The organism is Micropruina glycogenica, from assembly GCF_900289045.1.
Lineage (GTDB): Bacteria > Actinomycetota > Actinomycetes > Propionibacteriales > Propionibacteriaceae > Micropruina > Micropruina glycogenica.
In genome coordinates this window covers 644,645-664,707 of record NZ_LT985188.1, presented here as the reverse complement: position 1 = coordinate 664,707, position 20,063 = coordinate 644,645, and the positions used below count along the sequence as shown (strand labels likewise).

Below are 20,063 nucleotides of genomic sequence, written 5' to 3'. Positions count from 1 at the left end.
GGGCCGAGCCTACGGCGTGCTGGACGTGGACGGCGAGGGCTCGTCGCTTTCGCTGCGGCTCGCTTCGGTGCGAGTCGGTTCGGGCCCGGCGGTCTTCTTCGCCGCCTCGGTGGGCTCGGGCTCGGCGGTCTTCTTCGCCGCCTCGGACGGCTCGGGCTCGTCCGTCTCGCTCGGCGTCGGCGTGGGTGTGGGTGTGGGCGTGGCGCTCTCGGACGGGTCGGGCGTTGCCGTGGCGCTCGGGCTCGGCGTGGGCGTTGCCGACTTGGTCTTGGACGGCTTGGGCGTCGGGGTGGCCGTGCGAGTGGCGCTCGGCGTGGCCGACGGCGTGGCACTCGGGCTGGTGGTGGTGCCGAGATTCTTGATCGGGCCGTCGGGGCGCGGCGACGGCTTGCCGGTCAGGTACGGCGCCGGGTCGACGTAGACCCCGTTCTCTTTGATCTCGAAGTGCAGGTGGCACCCGGTCGACAGGCCGGTGGTACCCGAGAGCGCGATGCCTTCGGCGGTGTCGACCCGCTGGCCGACCACGACGCCGATGCGGCTCAGGTGGGCGTATTTGGTGATCACCTGCTTGCCCTGGTAGCTGCCGTGATCGATGACCACCAGGTTCCCGTAGCCGCCGTTGTAGCCGGCCTGAATCACCGTGCCACGGTAGGCGGCGATCACCGCGGTGCCGCAGGCGGCGTGCATGTCGACGCCGTTGTGCATGCGCCAGTAGTGCAGGATCGGGTGGAACCGCTGGCCGAAGCCGCCGGTGATCGCACCCGGCACGGGTGCCACGAACTCGGTGCCGTTGGACTTGACGGCCTTGCCCGGCGGTGGCGCCGCGAGCGTGTCGTCGAAGTCGTCCGCCTCTTTCTGCGTGGTGAGGTCGGGCACCTCTTGGCCCTGGCTGCTCATCGGCTGCGGCGTTGCGGGCGTCGACGCCGCGACCGCTGGGATCGACTGCCGCGACGGCACGGCAGTGGTGGCCGCCGATGTGGTGAGCGCGGGCGCGAGCAGCACCGCGATCGCGATGGCGACGGCGTTCAACACCCAGGCGCTGGCCGGCAGCGGCGCACGCAGCGCACGTTTGGGTCGCGCGTGCCGCGGTGCCTTTGCGGCATCGGCGCGGCGCGGCGCGGGCTCGCGCCCAGAATCGATTTTTGGTGGCGTGGCCATGCCCCCAACTTTCCTCGCAACCAATGCACGAACATTAACAAGCACGTGCCGAGAAAGTCCCCTCCACGTACCTATTCTGAATTTTTCTCACGCACTGTTACGGCATTTCCCAGGCGTGCACGGGAACGTTGGCGTGCATGCGTTCGGCGTAGCCCTCTACCATGCGCCGCAGCGCTTCGGCCCGCGAGCAGCCGGCCGCCTCGAAGGCGCGCACCGCCTTGGTCTGCCACTCGGCCCCGTTGAGTCCGGTCTTGCAGCGCGCCTCGACTACACCCAGCAACCGGTCGCGAATGTCGGGGTCGGTGCCCCAGGCGTCCAGACCCTCGTGTGCCAGCGGCAGCAGATGTCGCAGGATCAGCTCACTGGCGGGCAGTTCGCCCACGCCGGGCCAGAACAGGTCGGCGTCGATGCCCTGACGCGATCCCTCGAGAAAGTTGGCGTTGGCTGTGGCGAACGCCATACGCGTCCAGACCGGACGGTCCTCGTGCGCGAGCGTGCGCAGGGTACCGTAGTAGAAGGCGGCGTTGGCGAGGGTGTCGACCACGGTGGGTCCGGCGGGCAGTACGCGGTTCTCGAGCCTCAGGTGCGGCATGCCGTCCGAGACGTCGTAGATCGGTCGGTTCCAGCGATAGATGGTGCCGTTGTGCAGCCGCATCTCGGCCAGTTGCGGAACGCCGCCTGCGTCGAGCACCTCGCGCGGGTTCTCGTCGTCGATCTCGGGCAGCAGGGCAGGGAACCAGCGGGCGTTCTCTTCGAACAGGTCGAAGATCGAGGTGATCCAGCGCTCGCCGAACCACACCCGGGGCCGCACGCCCTGGTTGGCGTATTCGATCGGCCGGGTGTCGGTGGCCTGCGTGAACAAAACGATGCGGGTTTCTGCCCAGAGCCGGCTGCCCATCAAGAAGGGCGAATTCGCGGCCAGCGCCAATTGCGGGCCGGCCAGCACCTGGGCGGCGTTCCAATGGTCGGCGAATTCCTCCGGACGAACCTGCAGGTGCAATTGCATCGACGTGCAGGCAGATTCCGGCGCGACCGAATCGACGTAGGTGGCCAGGGCTTCTCCGGTCGGCCCTTCGATGTCGATATGAATGTCTTCGCCCCGGGCGGCCAGCACCGCGTCGTTGATGGCGGCGTAGCGTACGTTCTCGCTCATCCACTCGCCCTGGAACGTCTCGGCCATCACCGTGGGCAGAATGCCGGTCATGATGATGTGCGTGCCCATCGCCGACGAGCGCCGCTCGGCCTCGTTCATCGACGCGCGCAGGGTGTCTTCCAGCACCCGCAGCGAGTCGCCGGCCAGCCGTCCGGGCGGCACGTTGAACTCGATGTTGAACCGGCCCAGCTCGGTCTGGTACTCGGGGTCGGCGATCGCGGCCAGCACCTCGGAGTTGTCCATCTTGGGCAGGTAGTCGGCACCGACCAGGTTGAGCTCGATCTCCATGCCCGTGAGCGGTTCGTCGAACTCGAAGCTGTGCGCGGCCAGCATGCGTTCGAAGACGTCCAGGCACTGCTGCACCTTCTCGCGATAACGCTGGCGCTGCTCGCGGGTGTACGTTCTGGACTCGATGTCGCGACCCATGGCCGGGAGTATGGCGCAGCGGCGACGCGCTCGATAGGGCTCTGGCGCCGTGTCGATACGACAGCTACGATCTTCGTTCATCATATAGAACGCTGTTCTTTAGAGTGAATGGAGTCAGCCATGTCGCCCGTCCGCGGCGGAACCGACGTCACTCCCCCGGGTGCCGCACCCGCAGTCAGCCGCGGCATCGCCGTGCTCGACGCGCTGGCGGCCAGTGACACCGGCACCATGACCCTGAGCGACCTCAGCCGGGAGCTCGGCGTGCCCAAGTCGTCGACCAGCGCCATCTGCACCGCACTCGAACTGGGCGGGCTGGTACGACGCGACGATCTGGGCTACTCGCTCGGACGCAAGCTGGTCGAGTTGGGCGGCTCGTACCTGGCCCGACTCGATCAGGTCAGTGAGTTTCACCGGGCCTGCCTCGAATCGCCGGTGTTTCGCGACGAAACGCTGCGGCTTTCGACCGCGGCCGGCATCGACACGCTCTGCCTGGCCCGCTATGAGGGGCACCCCGCGATCAGGTTGACCACCAACATCGGTGACCGTCTGCCGGCGTCGTCGTGCGCCCAGGGCAAGGCGCTGCTCGCCCGGTTGGACGACTCAGAGATCGAGCGGCTCTACTACGGCATCGACGAACTGCCGCGGCTCACGGGCCGGTCTCGCCGCACGGTGCCGCGGTTGCTCAAGGACATACGACTGGCGCGAGCCCGCGGCTACGCGGTCGACGAAGAGGAGTCGGCCGACAGCGTGATGGGCCTGGCCGTGGTGGTGCCCACCCGCGGCGTGCGGGCCCCGGTGCTGGCGATCAGCGTGACCAAGCACAAGTCCGACTGGAACGACGAGACCCGCGAGGTGTTGGTCGGCGAACTGAAGCGGGTGGCGACCATGCTCGGCAACCCGATGGCGACGGGGTAACCGCCGGTCGAGCTCATCGACCTCCCTCTGGTTGCGCCCGTTGCCGCGCGACCGCCGGTCGAGCTTGTCGACCTCCCTCTGGTTGCGCCTGTTGCCGCGGAGCGGGGCCGCCCGTGTCCCGCCCTTGCGGGACTGCTCGGCTAGCGCCTCGCAGTGCGCATACGGCCGACCACGCCCTGACAGGGGCGCCCCCGCTCCGCTTCACGCTGGCATTTCGCGCCTCTTCGTTGGTCGAGCTTGTCGAGACCCTCACGTGTGAGTGACCGGGTGTCTTGGCATCCCGGCGAACGCTGGGATCTCCGTTCCGTTCCACCGCTCGGTGGGTGTGAGATCCCCGTCGAGCCCGGGCTGACCGGGTCTCTGTCATCCAGGCGAACACCGGGACCTCCAGACCCACCAACCGACCCATCTGCGGCACCGACGGCGAGGAACATAACACGTGCTTGTTCGATCTATTGACCAGCGTTCGCTCTATAGTGCATGATGGAGCGTGTCGAGAGAACAAAGGAGTCTCAATGTCTGACAGCTTGAATCTGAACACCGCCACCGAAGAGCACGAGGTCGACCCGGTCCAGCTCCGCCGCGCGACCCTGGCCTCGTCGGTCGGTTCCGCCCTGGAGTACTACGACTTCTACATCTACGGTCTCGCCAGCGCGCTGATCTTCGGCGAGCTCTTCTTCAAGCCGCTCGGCCCGGCCGGCGGCACGATCGCCGCGTTCGGCACCTACGCCGTCGGCTTCGCGGCCCGCCCGATCGGCGGCCTGGTCTTCGGCAGCCTCGGCGACAAGCTCGGCCGCAAGCTGATCCTGATCATCACGATCGCGCTGATGGGCGGCTCGTCGATGCTGATCGGCATGCTGCCCACCTACGAGGTGGCCGGCATGTGGGGCGCCATTCTGCTGATCACCCTGCGCATCGCCCAAGGGCTTGGCGCCGGTGCCGAACAGGCCGGAGCCACTGTGCTGATCTCGGAGTTCGCGCCACGCAAGCGCCGCGGCTTCTTCGCCTCGCTGCCCTTCGTCGGCATTCAGATCGGCACCCTGCTGGGTGCCGGCACCTTCGCCCTGCTCGGCCTGGCGAGCCACGACGTGCTGTACGGCTGGCTCTGGCGGGTGCCCTTCCTGCTCGGCGCCGTGCTGATCATCGTGGCGGTCGTGATCCGCATGCGGTTGAAGGAATCCCCCGCGTTCGAGGCCCTGGAAGAGGCCGAAGCGCACCGCGACGCCCCCGTCCGGCAGAGCATCGGCCAGGCCATCAGCACCTCCCGCCGCAACATCTTGGTCGGCATCGGCCTGCGCATGGGCGAGAACGGCAACTCGTCGATCTACTCCGCACTGCTGCTCGCCTACGTCGCCAGCCTGCCCGCCTACAAGGGCCAGCAGCTGATCGGCACCTGGGGTGCCGTCGTGGCGGCCCTGATCTCCATCTTCACCGTGGTCGCGTTCGGTGCGCTGTCCGACCGGGTCGGCCGGGTGCCGGTCTACCGCTGGGGTGCCCTCTTCACCGCAGTCTTCGCGTTTCCCGCCTTCTGGCTGTTGACCCTCGGCCAGGTCTGGCTGGTGCTGCTGGTCATGGGCGTCGGCATCGGCATCGGCGTCCAGTCGATGCTCGGCCCGCAGTGCGCCCTGCTGCCGGAGTTGTTCGGCAACGCGCACCGGTTCACCGGCGTCGCCACGGCCCGCGAGTTCTCGGCCGTGATCGCGGGCGGCATCGCACCCCTGGTCGGCGCTGCCCTGTTGGCCGCGACCGGCAACGCGTGGTGGGTGATCGCGATCTACTCCTCGCTGCTGGCGCTCATCTCGTTCGGCTCGACCTACGCCACTCCCGAGACCCGAGGCCGTAGCCTGACCGACCTGAACGACGCCGGACAGGAGCCCGTCCATGCCTGATGAGCACGACACCGTCAGGGTGGTCATCGCCGCCCCTCTCGCCCCCGAACTGTGCGACCGCATCGCCGCCGTCGACCCCCGGGTCGAGGTGGTGGTCGACCAGGAGTTGCTGCCCCCCATGCGGCACGCCGCCGACTTCTCGGGCGACCCGGCCTGGTCGCGCACCCCTGAGCAGCAGGCCCGCTACGACGCGATGCTCGACGAGGCGGAGGTGCTGTACGGCATTCCCGACGTCAAGCCGGCGGCCCTGGCCCGCACCGTGGCCGCGAACCCGAAGCTGCGCTGGGTGATGACCATGGCGGCCGGCGGCGGCAGCCAGGTGGTGGCCGCCGACCTGCCGGCGGACGCTCTCGAACGCATCGTGTTCACCACCTCGGCCGGCGCGCACGGCGTGCCGCTGGCCGAGTGGGCCCTGTTCGGATTGTTCTGCGGCTGCAAGGAACTGCCGCGCCTGCAACGCCAGCAACGCGCCCACGAATGGCCGACCCGCATCGTGGGCCGTCCGATCGAGGGCAGCACCGTGCTGATCGCCGGGTTGGGCGGCATCGGCCAGCAGGTGGCCAAGCGCTGCAAGGCGCTGGGCATGACCGTGCTGGGCGTGAAGCGGCAGGTCAGCGAGGTCGAGAACGTCGACGAGGTGCACGCCCTGGCCGACCTTGATGCGATCGTCGGACGCGCCGACCACATCGTGCTCACCCTGCCGGGCACCGCGCAGACCGAGAAGCTGATCGACGCCCACGTGCTGGGCCTGGCCAAGCCCGGCGTCACCGTGGTCAACGTGGGCCGTGGCACCGTGATCGACCAGAACGCGCTGATCGACGCCCTGGGTTCGGGCCAGGTGGGCTTCGCCGCGCTGGACGTGTTCGAGCGCGAGCCCCTCGAAGCCGACTCGCCGCTGTGGGATCTGCCCAACGTGCTGGTCAGCCCCCATTCGGGCGGCCTCGACCACAAAGAGGACGAGCGCATCTGCGACATCTTCTGCGACAACCTGCGCCTCTACCTGGCCGGCCGTCCGCTGCACAACGTGGTCGACCCCGGCCTGGGCTACTGACGTGGAGCTGTTCGTCAGCGCCAACGATGCCAAGTTGGTGCGCGACCAGGGCCGCGACGCCTTTCCCGACGACCCAGGCCCCGACATGTTGACGCTGTTCGACCTCGACGCCGCACGCGTGCTGGCCACCGTGCCCGTGCAGAACTCGATCGTCGGGCCGCCCCAGGCGGTGGCACTGTCGCCCGACGCGACGCTCGCGGTTGTGGCCGCGCCCACCAGGTATGACCGGGCGGCCGGATCGTTGCGGTTCGCTGACGTGCTACAGGTCGTCCGATTGGCCTTGAGGGGTACGCCGGTCGAGGTGATCGAGATCGGCGCTCACCCCCAATCGGTGGCGTTCACCCCCGACGGACGACGCCTGCTCGTCACCACCGTGACCGGAGAGGTGATCGTGTTCGACGTCGCTGAGGGGGAGGTTCTGCTGCGGGAGAGGCTCCGCGTCGGCGCCGGTTCACTGTCCGGCCTGGGCGTGCTCGCCGACGGCACCGCCGCGATCGTGTCGTTGCGCGACGAACAGGGTGCGGCGGTGCTCGACCTCACCGGACCCGACGTAACGGTGCTCCCCGAGCGGCTGGCCACCGGCGTGAGCCCGTACGTCGTGGACGTCGACGCCGCGGCCCACTGGGCCGTGATCGGCAGCGTCGGCTGGGGTGGCAAGGCTTTCAAGAGCGGCAGTAGCGTCGCCGACGCCGACCTGATCAGCCTGGTGGACACCTCAGCACGCCCCTTCCGCACCGTCGATCACGCGGCAGTGCCGTCCATACCCGAAGGTGTCGCAATCTCACCCGACGGCGGGTGGGTGGTCGCGCTGTGCATGGCCGGAAGCCAGTTGCCGGCGGACGCGCCCGGCACCAGCCCGACCGGCCGCCTGGAGCTGTTCGCCAACGACGACGGCAGGCTGCGCCGGGTCGACGGGATCGCGACCGGGGCCGCCGCCCAAGGGGTGGTCTTCAGCCGTGACTCGCGGCGCATCGTGGCTCAGCTGTACGCCGACCGCTGCCTCGCCGTCTACGAGGTGTCGGGCGAGTCATTGAGCGACACCGGCGTGCGCATCGCAGTGGACGGCGGCCCGGCGTCCCTTCGTCGCGGTTGACCCCGAAACCCGGGGACGGTTCTACATCTGGCTCAGGGGACGGTTCCACATCTGGCTCAAGGGACGGTTCTCGTTCTGGCTCAAGGGACGGTTCTCTCTGATACCTGAGTTACCGCCCGCCCTGCGTGGACCAGCGGTGTCACCGCGCACGACGCGACCCGGCTGGTCTAGGGTCGTCGCCCATGGGCGAGGTCATCTCGGTTGCGCTGCTGGTCGTGGTGCTGGGCTTCGCCGTGATCCGCCCCCGTGGGCTGCCCGAGGCGGTGGCCGCGGTACCCGCCGCCCTGATCGCGCTGCTCACTGGTGCCCTGGGTTGGGGTCAGGCGTGGGCCGAGATCGAACACCTGTTTCCGGTGGTCGCGTTTCTGGCCGCCGTGCTGGTCATCAGCGAACTGTGCGACGCCGACGGCCTGTTTCGCTACGCCGGCGCACTCGTGGCGGCCAAGAGCCGCGGCGACGCCCACCGGCTGCTGGTGTTCGTGTTCGTTCTGGCCGCCCTGGTGACCGCGGTGCTGTCTCTGGACGCCACCGTCGTGCTGCTCACCCCCGTGGTTTTCGCCACCGCCTCGAAGATGGGCGTGCGACCCAAACCGCACGCCTACGCCTGCACGCACCTGGCCAACGCCGGTTCGTTGCTGCTGCCGGTGTCGAACCTGACCAACCTGCTGGCCATGTCGGCCGCCGGGATCACCTTTGTGAGCTTCGCCGGCTTGATGGCCCTGCCCTGGCTGGCCGTGATCGCCGTCGAATACGTGGCTTTCAGGCTGTTCTTCGCCGGTGATCTGTCCATTCCGGCCACCGACCCCGAACCGCCCGGGGTGCCGCCGCTCCCCCGCTTCTCGGCCGCGGTGCTCGCGTTCACCCTGGCCGGGTTCGTGGTCGCCTCGTTCGTGGGCATCGAGGCGGCTTGGGTCGCGCTGGCCGGCGCGCTGGTGATGCTGGTGCGCGCGCTGAAACTCGGGCAGGTCGAGTGGAAGGACGTGCCCGGCTTCATCAACCTCGGCTTTCTCGGGTTCGTCCTGTCGCTGGGCATCGTGGTGACGGCCGTCGTCGAGGGCGGGCTCGGCGACGCGATCGGAGCCATCGTGCCGCAGGGCCAGTCATTGGTGGCCCTGCTGCTGTGGGCCGGCCTGGCCGCCCTGCTGGCCAACGTGGTGAACAACCTGCCCGCCGTGCTGGCGCTGCTGCCGTTCGCGGCCCAGGCCGGCACCGGGGCCGTACTCGCGGTGCTGATCGGCGTGAACGTCGGCCCCAACCTCACCTACGTCGGGTCGCTGGCCACCCTACTGTGGCGGCGCATCGTTCAGGCGCACGATCACGAGACGCCCATTCAAGAGTTCACCCTGCTTGGCCTGCTGGCCACTCCCCTGGCGATCATCGTCGGGGTGGTGGCACTGTGGGGTTCACTGCTGCTGATCGGAGGCTCGTGATGAGGCTCGCCGTGTGGGTGACCGAGGGCACCTGGCCCGCCACCATCGACGCTGCCCGCGACCTGATCGGCGACGACCAGGCCGAGGTGATGCTCATTCACGTCCTCGAAGCCGGACGCCCCCCGCGCGAGGGTTTCGGCTCGCTGATGGGCCGGGGTCGGGTGCGGAGGTCGGAGGAGCAACTGCACCAGTGGTCCGAAGAGGCCGCCCAGCAGATGCTCGACCAGGCCGCCGAACGGCTCGGACGGCCCGCGACCGTCCGGCTCGAAACAGGCTTTCCTGAGCGCATCGTCACGGCCGTCGCCGACGAGGTCGACTATCTGGTGATCGGCCGCGACGGCGACCGCAGCCGGTTGGGCCCGCACAGCTTGGGCAAGCACACCCGGTTCGTGGTCGATCACGCGCCCTGCCGGGTGCTGTTGATCTGGCCGGGCGACGTTCCGAGCAGCGGCTCCCTTCCGCCACCGCCTCCCGATCGGTGACGCGCAGCCCTTGTGAATCCGACAACGCGCGCCTGCGTGTCGAAATACCAAACGCTGTGCCGGCTTGCGGTGATGGTGCTAGTGTGCAGAACGAGCCGCAGGGCTCACCAAGAAAGGGTTGTTACCCGGCAGGGGCAAGACCTGAGATGCACAGGGGTGCAACTCGGGTCGTTTTTTGTTTCTGACGGTAATCCCATAGATCCTCCAAACGAGTAGATAGGAACCTGACAATGGCGTCCACTACTGCCGAACAGATCGTCGAGCAAGTTGGCGGTCCCGGCAATATTTCTGCCCTTACCCACTGCGCCACCCGGCTTCGCTTCGAACTGAAGGATGCCAGCGTGGTCGACCAGAGCGCGCTGGAAAAGATTCCGGGCGTGCTCGGCGCCGTACCCCAAAGCGGTGACCGCTACCAGGTGGTGATCGGCGGCGCCGTCGCCAACACCTACGCCGACATCATGCACCTGCCCTCGATGGCCGGTGCCGGCAAGGCAACGCTGTCCGACGCCGACGTGAAGGCCGCCGAGCGCGCCAAGGCCCGTGGCAAGGTGGCCTGGCTCGATGCGTTTTTCGAGTACTTGTCGAACTCGTTCAGGCCGCTGCTCGGCGTGCTGCTCGGTTCGTCGCTGATCATCGCCATCGCCGCCGTGCTGGACGCGCTGCACATCGTGCCCTTCCAGGGCGTCGACCGCCTCACCGAGGCGGGCGCCACCTGGGTGTTCTGGGACTCGATGTGGCGCTCGGTGCTGTACTTCCTGCCGATCATGGTCGCCTACAACGCCTCCAAGGCGCTCAAGGTCGACCCGTGGATCGGTGGGGCCATCATGGCCGCGCTGTTCACCCCCGAGTTCCTGTCGCTGTCGAGTGACGCGGCAGTCGAGTCGGCCGGCACCGTCTGCACCACGAACCCGACCCTGGGCACCGATCAGTGTGTGGCCACGATCTTCGGGTTGCCGATGCAGCTCAACGGCTACGGCGGCCAGGTGTTCGTGCCGCTGATCATGGTCGCCCTGCTGGCCGTGCTCTACCGCTTCCTGAACCGCATCTTCCCCGAGAACCTGCAGATGGTGTTCGTGCCGTTCTTCTCGCTGCTGATCATGGTGCCGGTCACCGGCTTCCTGATCGGCCCCCTCGGCATCTGGATCGGTAGCGGCCTCGGTGCCGGATTGGCGTGGCTGAACAACACCGTTCCGTTGCTGTTCGCGGTGCTGATTCCGATGCTCTACCCGTTCCTGGTTCCGCTGGGCCTGCACTGGCCGCTCAACGCCCTCATGCTGGCCAACATCAGCACCCTGGGCTACGACTTCATTCAGGGCCCCATGGGTACGTGGAACTTCGCCTGCTTCGGCGCCACCGCCGGTGTGCTGGTGGTTGCCAGTCGGGCCAAAGACAACGAGGTGCGGCAGACCGCGATCGGCGCCTTGGCCGCCGGCCTGCTGGGCGGCATCTCTGAGCCGTCCCTCTACGGCATCCACCTGCGCTACAAGCGCATCTACCCGCGCATGCTGGTGGGCTGTGCGGTCGGTGGCGTGACCATCGGCATTCTGGGTTGGATCTTCGGCACCGTGAAGACCGGCGCGTTCGCCTTCACCTCGCTGCTGACCATTCCGGTGTTCAGCCCGATGTGGGTGTACGCGATCTCGATCGCGGCCGCGTTCGTCGTGGCGATGATGCTGGTCATCATCAGCGACTACCGCACGCCTGAGCAGAAGGCCGAGTTCGAGGCCCAGCTCGCCGCCGCCGGTGGCCACCTGACGGTTGCCGAGCAAGAGTCCGGCGTGGCCGCCGCTCCCGCGGCCGCCGCTGCCGCAGCCCCCGCCGCCGTCGCCACCATGGTCGCCACCCGCACCGTGGGTGCTCCGGTGGCCGGCAAGGTGGTGCCGCTCGCCGAGGTCAACGACAAGGTGTTCGCCTCCAAGGCGCTGGGCGACGGCGTCGGCATCGTGCCGACCGACGGTCACGTCACGGCACCGGTGGCCGGCACCATGGTCACCGTGGCCGACACGGGCCATGCCTTCGGCATCAAGACCGACGACGGGGTCGAGGTGCTCGTGCACGTCGGCATCGACACGGTGCAGATGGAGGGCAAGGGCTTCAAGCTCGACGTGAGCAAAGACATGCGCGTCGAAGAGGGTGACCTGTTGGCCACCGTCGATCTCGACGCCGTCAAAGAAGCGGGGTTCGACCCCACAACGATCGTCGTGGTGATCAACACCGCGACGCTCAAGTCGGTGGCGCCGGTCGGCGCACGTGACGTCGGGCTCGGCGACACCATCATCGACGTCGAGGTCTGAGAGAGGAAGCTAACCGGGGCGGCTCAGCACGCTGAGCCGCCCCGCACGCTGCAACCATGGAAATCCTGCGGGTGTTCAACAACAACCTCGTCCTGGCGCTGGACGAGCACGGCCGCGACGTCATTCTCACCGGCCGCGGCCTGGGGTTCCAGGCGCGCCCCGGGCAGCAGGTCGACACCAGCAAGATCGTCCGCACGTTCGTGCCGCTGGACGGCCGCGACCCCGACCACCTGGCTGAACTGCTCGCCGGCATTCCGCCCGAACACATTCAACTGGTCAGCGCCGCCCTGGCCGACGTCGGGCTCGACGCGGTGAGCCGCAACCCCGCCACCGTGATCGCACTGGCCGACCACGTGGGTTTCGCGTTGCGGCGCATCAACCTGGGCATGCAGATCAACTACCCGATGCTGGCCGAGGTGAAACACCTCTACGCCGAGGAGTACGCCCAGGCCGAGGCCCTAGTGAGCGCGATCAACGTGCACAGCGGCGTGCAACTGCCGCAAGACGAAGCAGTCGGCCTGGCGTTACATCTGGTGAACGTGGGTTTCGCCACTGGCGACCTGTCGTACACCTACAAGATGACCGGTGTCATTCAGCAAATGGTGCGGGTGATCGAAGAGCGGTTCGACGTCACGCTCGACTCGGGGGGCGTCAACGTCGGCCGGTTCATCACCCACCTGCGCTACCTGTTCGTACGTATCCATCAGCACAAGCAGCTGGACGCCGAACCGTCGCTGGTGGGCGCCGCCATTCGCGAGTCGTTTCCGGCCGCCACCGACTGCGCCGTCCGGCTGGCCGGCCTGCTGGAACTACGCATGGGCGCTGCCCTCACCCCCGACGAGGTGTCGTACCTGGCCCTGCACGTCGCCCGGGTGACCACGCCCGATCGTTAATCGCTACCGTGGTGCGATGCAGTTGATTCGCCAGTTCGCACCCGAAACCGCAGCCGCAGCCCTCGAAGAATGGCTCTGGCTGCCCGGCCTGGACGACCTGGCGCCGCTGGCGTTCTCGGCCTTCGGCGACGCGTTTTTGTACACCGCAGAGGGCGTGTGGTTTCTCGACACCATCGAAGGCACCCTGACGCGGGAATGGAACAATCCGGCCGAACTGCAGGACGCCCTCAACACCATCGAGGGCGAGGACCGGTTTCTGCTCGGCGGGCTGGTGCACGCGGCGTCCGAAGCGGGCATCGAGCCGTCCGAGAGCGAGGTGTTGTCGTTCAAGGTGCCACCGATTCTGGGCGGCCAGTTCGAGGCCGACAACGTCGCCGCCTGCGACTTCGAGGTGGCCCTGAGCATCGCCGGCCAGCTGCATCGGCAACTCAAGGACGTTCCCCCCGGCACCACGATCAGCGGGTTCTCGCTCGACCAAGCCGAGTAGCCGCATCTGCTCGATTCGGCTGCCGCGAACGCTTTCGAAGAGCACTGTTGAAGTATGAGTACTGACGAATCTGGCATGACGACAAGGCGCCGCATTCTGGTCGGCGTCGACGGATCGGACGACAGTCTCAAGGCCGTCAAGTACGCGGTGCGCGAGGCGCTGGCCGACGGATCGGACCTCTGGCTGGTGTACGCGACGGATCCCGTGGTGATCGTGAACGGCTACGTGTGGGCGGTCGCCGCCACCGACGACGACCTGCACCGGGCCGGTCAGGCCGTGCTCGAGCGCGTCAAGGCCCTCGTGGCGGCCGACGGATTGCCGGCCGAGCGGGTGGTGGCCGAGGTGGTGACGGGCGCGCCCGGCGAGGTGCTGATTCGGCTCAGCGAGCAGGCCGCGCTGCTGGTGATGGGCCGTCGATCCATCGGCGGCCTGGAGCGCATGTTCGTCGGGTCCACCAGCGTGCAGGTGGCCGGTCGGGCCGCCTGCCCGATGATCGTGGTGTCGCACAGCGGCCAACACGAACCCGGCGACGCCCACGGCGTGGTGGCGGTCGCCATCAGCGCGTGGCCGCCGCACACGGCGGCCCTGCAGTGGGCCGCGAGCGAGGCGGCCCGTCGCCACTGCAGCATGCAGGTGGTGCACGTGGTGCCCACCGAGGGCGTGGTTCCGACCTCGGCCTTCAAGGCCACGGCGGCCGCCATCGAGGCCCACCTACAGCCGTTGCGCGAGCAGTACCCCGACACGTCCATCGAGGTCGCCGTGCGCACCGGGGTGCCGATCGACGAACTGGTCGCGGCCAGCAGAACCGCCGACCTCCTGGTACTGGGGGTGCACCCGGCCAGGCTGAGTGGGCTGGCGCGGGGGCTGCTGGCGCACGCGCACTGCCCCGTCGGCGTTTCGTCTTGACGGCTTCACCCCACGGCAAGGTGGCAACGTTACCCATCGTGGGTGTGGCGGACTGATCGCTACGCTCGATCGGTAACGTCGCCGGACCCCGGGCGCTGGTCTGCTCCGGCGATTCCTTTCGAGGGTCGACGGAGCCGGGTCGGGCTGCTCCCGTGGACGGATGAGCGAGGCGACGATGGCCTTAGGTTCCGCTGGCAGTGGGCTGTTGGCGCTGCCCATGCTCAGCGACGGCATGAACTTCGACTGGCCGCAGTACTACGAGACCATTCAGACCGCGAGCCGACTCACCTGTCACACCGTGCAGTCGGCCGACCTCGACGGCGACGGGCAGGACGAGCTGATCTGCCGCGGGCCGGCCGGCATCAACGCCTACAGCTACGACCCCGTAACCGGCCAGTGGATCTCGTTGCCGCCCGGCCCCGCCTGGAGCGACGCCGCCGGCTGGGCGGCGGAGTGCTACTACGCGACGATTCAGGCCGCGGACCTCAACGGTGACGGACGCGCGGAACTGTTCGGCCACGGCCCGAACGGCACCGAGGTCTGGAGCTACGACCCGACCACAGGAGTCTGGAGCGAAGTCCCTTGCGGTTCCGACCCTCTGGCCGACGGCTCCTGGGACGGTGCCGAGACCTACACCACCCTTCAGTGCGCCGACCTCGACGGCGACGGCAGCGCCGAGTTGCTGGCCCGCGGCACGACCGGCATCGTGGCGTGGAAACTCACCGCGACGGGGTTCGTGGCCTTGCCGGACGGCCCGGGCTGGTCGGACGCCGCCAGCTGGAACCTGCCGCAGTACTACGCCACCATTCAGTGCGCCGACGTGGACGGCGACGGCAGTGCCGAGCTGGTCGGCCGTGACAACCAGCAGCTACAGGTGTGGAAGCTGACCGCGTCGGGCTGGCAGGGGCTCCCGTTCGGCCCGTCGATGGCAGACGCCGACGGCTGGAACCAGCCGCAGTACTACACCACCATTCAGTTCGCCGACCTCGACGGTGACGGCGCGGCCGAGCTGCTGGCCCGCAACAACACCCAGATCGAGGCGTGGAAGCTCACCGACGACGGCTGGGCCGGGCTGCCGCCCGGGCCGCTGATGCCCGACGTGGACGCCTGGAACCTGCCGCAGTACTACACCACCATTCAGTGCGCGGACCTCGACGGCGACGGTGCCGACGAGCTGTTCGCCCGCAACAACACGCAGATCGCGGTATGGAAGTTGGTTGATCAGGCGTGGCAGCAGCTCACCTACGGTCCGATGTTCTCGGACGCCGACGGCTGGAACCTGCCGCAGTACTACAGCACGATTCGTACCGCAAGCGTGCTGGCCGGGGCCACGACGAGCGGTCGTGCGTCGTCCACCGTCGCGGTGCTGATCGCACGGTCGGCCTACTCGATGCTCACCTACCGCTACGCGACCTCGGGCTGGGTGGCGACCACGGCACCCTGGCCAAACCTGAACGACGACGCCTACCAGGCCGTAGCCGAACTGCTGGGCCTTTCGGCTGGGCTGCAGGTGCGCAACATCTACAACGACTCCTCGGCGTTGACCCATGCGGCCAGCACGTTGATCACCAAGCCGATCCCTGCGCCGCCACCCAGCTACACCGGGTCGCCCACGGTGTGGAACGAGACGGTCACCCAGCTCGCCGCCGAGGTGGGTTGGGCCATCGCGGTGAACGGCTGGTACGGCAACGTCAGTGGACTGACGACCGCCACCTATCTTGACCAGAACATGGGGCTTTCGACCGTGTGCGGCACGCTCCAACTCGACCAGGACAGCACCTCGGCCGAACTGTCGCTGCTTTCCATCGCCTTCAACATCGCCTGGGCCGTGCTCGGCGTGGCCGCGCCACTGGCCTCGGCCGTGGCGGGCGTACTGGCCACGGCCTGCACGGCAGCGGCAGGCAGTTGGTCGTCCGGGCCCCTGCAGGGTGACGTGGTGCAACTGCAGGCGGAACTCACCAATGCGTTCACCAGCGCGCAGCAACTCCAGCAGGGTCAACAGCTCGCCATTACGGGCGGCTACTCCACGGCACCGGTGGTCGGCGACTACGGCATGCTGGCAGCCATCGGCGGGCAACTGCAGAGCGGCAGTCCGGCCTGGAACTGGGACGGCGGCGAAGGCGCAATGGAGTTGGCCGCCGTCCAGAGCTACGCGGTGTCGTGCTGGCAGGCGCTGGTGCTGCCGGCACAGTGGCGCTGGTCGGTTAACCCGACGGCCATCACCTGGCAGAACGACCCGAGTTACGCCGACTACGTGACCAACGAGTGGTTCTGGGATCTCAGTGGCACCGGTGAGGTTTGCGCAACCTACTTCACGTCGCACTACGACGGCCCTATGCGGGCTCCCTCGATGGTGCTGCCGGCCACAATGCAACTGTTGTTCGGACCCGACTCCGCCGACATCGGCGGGCCTGTCTACCCGCTGCTGGTCAGTCTCGGCGACGTGCTGACCGCCCAGAACGGTTGGCCACAACTGACAGGTGACTGGACGTCGCCGGACGACTCCAACTGCGAGCATGTGCAGCCCCCGTACGGCCCCGAGGTCGCTGCGGGCAGCCCGCCGGGCGGTGCGCCGATGCCGCCGCACGCGAACGTCGCCGATCGGGGCAATCGCCTCGCGATCGTTCCCGTCGACACCTCGGTTCGAGGCGAGGTTTACGAACCCGTGCCCGCCGACGACCTGAACGATCTGCAGGTGCGGGCCAGGGTGCTGCGTGTGGCCGGCGATCAGGTGCTGGTGCGGGTCACGGTGAGCAACCACGGGCTGGTAGCGGCCGAGGCCGTCCAGATCGTGGAGGCGAGCCTGGCCGGACGCTCCGCGCTCGGTGGGTTGCCCAGCCGTCCGACCCATATCGGTGCCGGACGCCGGGTGAGCCGACAACTGTGGTTCGGGGCACCGTCGAAGACTGAGGGCACGAGCGACCTGCGGGTCAGGCTGGTGCTGCGCGACGGTGAGCACGTCGAGATGGTGGCGTTGAGCCAGCCGTGACGCGCCATGGTCAGTGCGCGGCCGGCCGGGGTACGGCAACGACTCGCAACAGACCCTCGAGGCCGGCGAAGTCGTCGGGGTTGGTGGTGTAGAGCGGCAGCGCCCTCGACACCGCGATGGCGGCGATCATCTGGTCGGCCACGCGGGCACGGGGCGAGCGACCGGCGGCGCGAACCGCGGCTGTCACCCGGCCGCAGGCGCGGGCGGCGTCGCCGTCGAACGGAATGGGTTCGAAGGCGCTCTCGACGCGCTGCAACTTGTCGACACGTTCGGCCAACTCGGCAGCGCTCAAGGCGGCATGGACGCCGGCCGCCAACTCGGCGAAGGTGATGGCGGTGACGGCGCCGACGTCGGGCAGCAGGCGGGCGGGCAATCGTTCCCAATGAATGAGGATGTCGGTGTCGAGAATGCCCGCCTGCCCGGCCTCGAGGTCAGCGGGCATAGGGATCGTCGGCGAGTTGGTCGCCCATCGAATCGATGTCGGCGCGCAACCGGTCAGGGTCGGTGGTGGTGAGGCCGCGGCCGAGCGCTACGAACTCAGCCACCGGCACGAACGTTCGACGACCCCGCAGCGGAACGAGTTCGGCGATGCCGCGACCGTCGCGCGTCACCGTGAAGCGGTGCCCGCTCTCGACCGCGTCCATGATCTCTTTCGAGCGGGTACGCAGATCACGCTGGCTGATTTCGTTGACCTCACTCACGATCCTAATGTAGCACTGCATAGCACTACGTGCCACCACCTGCCTGAGTTGCGTGTCGTAGTCTCGGCAAGGCCGGGATCTGAGACCCTGCGATGGCACCTGGGACGGGCGCGATGCATCGAGACCCGGTTGACGTCGTCGACCATGACGAGCCCGGTTGCATTCTGAGCGTTGGTTGGAAACAGAAAGGCCCTCCACCAGGAGGGCCACCGTTGCGGTGGACGCAATGGAACGCTCCGGGAACAGGCGACCACGGGTCGAGCGGCTTGTTTCCGCGTGGAATCAGGGCACTCGTGGGGATACCGAGACCGACGGCGAGGCCGACGACCCGCTGATCGGCGCGTCGAAAGAGCCAAAGAGACGCGCTCGAACACGTCTCACGGACGAGGAAGTGAACGCTATGCGAACAGCCCGCGCCCAGGGCATCAGCGTGACTGCCCTCGCCCGACAGTTCGACGTGCATCGCGGCACAGTCTGGGCAAAGACGCGAGTCGCCCAACTCATGAGCTGCGAACGTCCTACTCCGGATCGATGATCGGCACTCGCGCGATCGCGACGGTGAACCCCATCGTGGAGAGTTGTCGCCCCTGTTGCATCAGGTTCAGTTTGCTGAAGAAGGGCAGCCAGTCTCGCCCCTCACGGCTGGAGTTGGCGATGACAGCGTAGGTCACACGGTAACGAGATCTATCGACGGCTTCCTCTGCGCTGGGCACCAAGCGCAACCAGCTCTCAAGAGCTTCCTGGGGCACTTCTGCCTGGATCAGTTCGCGGACTTGGGTTCGGAAGATGCCGTCGTTGACGAACGCTGCGGCGGACACCCCTCCTTGGGCAAAGAGGTGGCTCAGTGTTGCGGAACGGGACTTGCGCTTCACATGGATCAAGTCGCCGTCATCCGAGAGGACATCACAGAACTCGATGCCGCTGCTGGCGCCTCCTGGCCGCTTGATGCGTGCATCGAGCTTGAGGAGGTGCTGGGGCGAACTGAGGGCGAGGCGGGCGTTGTAGTCGGCTTCAACCTCTCCGACGTGTGCTGGCGGAAGCTGAACCGTCGCGTCGATGAGCCCAGCCGCGAAGGCATCGACCTCCTCGACCAAGGTGGTGCTGACAGCGAACCAGCGACCTTCTATGAGGACGTGCAATTGGTCGTTGATCCGCTGCTCAGTAACGAGGCACTGATAGAGGTTCCAACGCTTGTCAAAGTTCCCTGAGCGTCCGAACCGCACCCACACATACCTGGACTTGAGATTCTCGACTGTGATGGTGGCGCGGTCTTCTCCGACGCGATCAAGATATTCATCGAGATCAAGGTCGTCATAGACATGGCTTCGCGTTCCTGCGATCTTGAACCCGTCGATGTCCTCCCAATCGATAGCTTCCGGCATTGCCAGGTGCGTTGATCCGGTCGCTCCGCTTCGCAACTGCTCCACGAGGAGATCGTTGAGCGCTCCGATGCTTGCGCTGTCACGCACGAGCGAGAGTTGGTCGATCCAGCCAAAGTCTGCCTTGTAGTCGTCGGCTTCGAACGCGACAAGCAGGTCATCGCAGATAGCAGGCAGCTCCGTCACCGGCGCCTTGACTCCCATCACAAGTGAGTCCGCACCGGCGATTCGTTTCGTCACGGACTGGTCGCGCGGCTCCCCGGTGACTGCTCTCAGGATGTCGCGCGATACGTCGACACCAAATGTGGGCAGTTCAGCACTCTTGCTCGCCTGAGTATTCGTCGTAACCACAAGATCCTCGAAGGTCTTGGTATCCAGACTTCGAATCTGACGAGGGTCGATTCGGTTGAGTGCCACTCGGAGTCCGAACTGGTACTCGATCTTTGACAGGTCGAGGAGTGACCTGCCGTAACCGAATGTGAGGGCGAAGATGCGCCCGCTGGTGCGCAGAAGCAGCAAGGCGGACGTGGAAGACGATCTGAGGCTGCCGAGCTGGTCGGCGAGTACCGGCTGGACGAATCCAACCCATGAAGGCACAGACGGGCGGGGCTGGACATAGACGAAGCGCCCGTCTACCCCCGCCGACGGATCGAGATCCACCGCGACGCTGGCCTTCTCCGTATCCAGCGCATCCTCGAACTCGGCAACGTCCTGGCGAAGAAGGTAGAAGGTGAGCCGTCGTGCCTTCACTTGATTCCCCTTGACGATGAGCCTCGCGGCGTCGAACTCATGAGGGCATCTCGTCGCGTTGGCCCGG

The 20,063-nt window shown here is 67.5% G+C and carries 16 protein-coding genes; 11 read left to right on the top strand and 5 right to left on the bottom strand.

Annotation, left to right across the window (positions count from 1 at the left end):
• Positions 1 to 9: 9 nt before the first annotated feature.
• Complete coding sequence (locus MPLG2_RS03090) at positions 10 to 1,158, bottom strand: M23 family metallopeptidase (protein WP_105184878.1); 1,149 nt, start codon at positions 1,156 to 1,158, stop codon at positions 10 to 12.
• Between the two features lie 97 nt (positions 1,159 to 1,255).
• The gene (locus tag MPLG2_RS03085) at positions 1,256 to 2,737 is read right to left on the bottom strand and encodes a glutamate-cysteine ligase family protein (protein WP_105184877.1); all 1,482 of its coding nucleotides are present in this window, start codon (positions 2,735 to 2,737) and stop codon (positions 1,256 to 1,258) included.
• A gap of 120 nt (positions 2,738 to 2,857) precedes the next feature.
• On the opposite strand from MPLG2_RS03085, the gene MPLG2_RS03080 reads away from it, so the two are divergent.
• The 11 genes from MPLG2_RS03080 (at position 2,858) to MPLG2_RS03030 (ending at position 17,166) form a co-directional block, all read left to right on the top strand.
• Positions 2,858 to 3,652: an IclR family transcriptional regulator gene (locus MPLG2_RS03080; protein WP_105187430.1), complete on the top strand. Its 795-nt coding sequence runs from the start codon at positions 2,858 to 2,860 to the stop codon at positions 3,650 to 3,652.
• Between the two features lie 515 nt (positions 3,653 to 4,167).
• Positions 4,168 to 5,541, top strand: coding sequence for an MFS transporter (locus MPLG2_RS03075; RefSeq protein ID WP_105184876.1), 1,374 nt, complete (start codon positions 4,168 to 4,170; stop codon positions 5,539 to 5,541).
• A complete protein-coding gene (locus tag MPLG2_RS03070) occupies positions 5,534 to 6,592 on the top strand; it encodes a D-2-hydroxyacid dehydrogenase (protein WP_105184875.1) in 1,059 nt (352 codons plus the stop codon). The genes MPLG2_RS03075 and MPLG2_RS03070 overlap by 8 nt, the downstream gene beginning before the upstream one ends.
• A gap of 1 nt (position 6,593) precedes the next feature.
• Entirely contained in the window at positions 6,594 to 7,685 is a 1,092-nt protein-coding gene (locus MPLG2_RS03065; protein WP_105184874.1) for a YncE family protein, read from the top strand.
• 182 nt (positions 7,686 to 7,867) lie between these two features.
• Positions 7,868 to 9,115, top strand: a complete 1,248-nt coding sequence (locus MPLG2_RS03060) for an SLC13 family permease (RefSeq protein ID WP_105184873.1) — start codon at positions 7,868 to 7,870, stop codon at positions 9,113 to 9,115.
• A complete protein-coding gene (locus tag MPLG2_RS03055; protein ID WP_105184872.1) occupies positions 9,115 to 9,597 on the top strand; it encodes a universal stress protein in 483 nt (160 codons plus the stop codon). Before MPLG2_RS03060 ends, MPLG2_RS03055 begins: the two co-directional genes overlap by 1 nt.
• 230 nt (positions 9,598 to 9,827) lie before the next feature.
• Positions 9,828 to 11,891: a glucose PTS transporter subunit IIA gene (locus tag MPLG2_RS03050; protein ID WP_105184871.1), complete on the top strand. Its 2,064-nt coding sequence runs from the start codon at positions 9,828 to 9,830 to the stop codon at positions 11,889 to 11,891.
• Between the two features lie 56 nt (positions 11,892 to 11,947).
• Positions 11,948 to 12,784 carry a PRD domain-containing protein gene (locus MPLG2_RS03045; RefSeq protein ID WP_105184870.1) on the top strand — a complete coding sequence of 279 codons (837 nt, stop codon included), beginning with the start codon at positions 11,948 to 11,950 and terminating at the stop codon, positions 12,782 to 12,784.
• A 16-nt stretch (positions 12,785 to 12,800) separates the two neighbouring features.
• Positions 12,801 to 13,271: a hypothetical protein gene (locus MPLG2_RS03040; protein ID WP_105184869.1), complete on the top strand. Its 471-nt coding sequence runs from the start codon at positions 12,801 to 12,803 to the stop codon at positions 13,269 to 13,271.
• 75 nt (positions 13,272 to 13,346) lie between these two features.
• Positions 13,347 to 14,177: a universal stress protein gene (locus tag MPLG2_RS03035; RefSeq protein WP_158680825.1), complete on the top strand. Its 831-nt coding sequence runs from the start codon at positions 13,347 to 13,349 to the stop codon at positions 14,175 to 14,177.
• A gap of 175 nt (positions 14,178 to 14,352) precedes the next feature.
• Entirely contained in the window at positions 14,353 to 17,166 is a 2,814-nt protein-coding gene (locus tag MPLG2_RS03030) for an FG-GAP repeat domain-containing protein (protein WP_158680824.1), read from the top strand.
• 10 nt (positions 17,167 to 17,176) lie between these two features.
• Here MPLG2_RS03030 and MPLG2_RS03025 read toward each other — a convergent pair whose 3' ends face one another.
• From MPLG2_RS03025 to MPLG2_RS03015, 3 genes are all read right to left on the bottom strand, one after another.
• Positions 17,177 to 17,608: a type II toxin-antitoxin system VapC family toxin gene (locus MPLG2_RS03025; RefSeq protein ID WP_105184866.1), complete on the bottom strand. Its 432-nt coding sequence runs from the start codon at positions 17,606 to 17,608 to the stop codon at positions 17,177 to 17,179.
• Entirely contained in the window at positions 17,598 to 17,867 is a 270-nt protein-coding gene (locus MPLG2_RS03020; RefSeq protein WP_197710059.1) for a type II toxin-antitoxin system Phd/YefM family antitoxin, read from the bottom strand. Before MPLG2_RS03020 ends, MPLG2_RS03025 begins: the two co-directional genes overlap by 11 nt.
• Positions 17,868 to 18,385: 518 nt before the next feature.
• Positions 18,386 to 19,996, bottom strand: coding sequence for a DUF6119 family protein (locus MPLG2_RS03015; protein ID WP_158680823.1), 1,611 nt, complete (start codon positions 19,994 to 19,996; stop codon positions 18,386 to 18,388).
• Positions 19,997 to 20,063 lie beyond the last annotated feature (67 nt).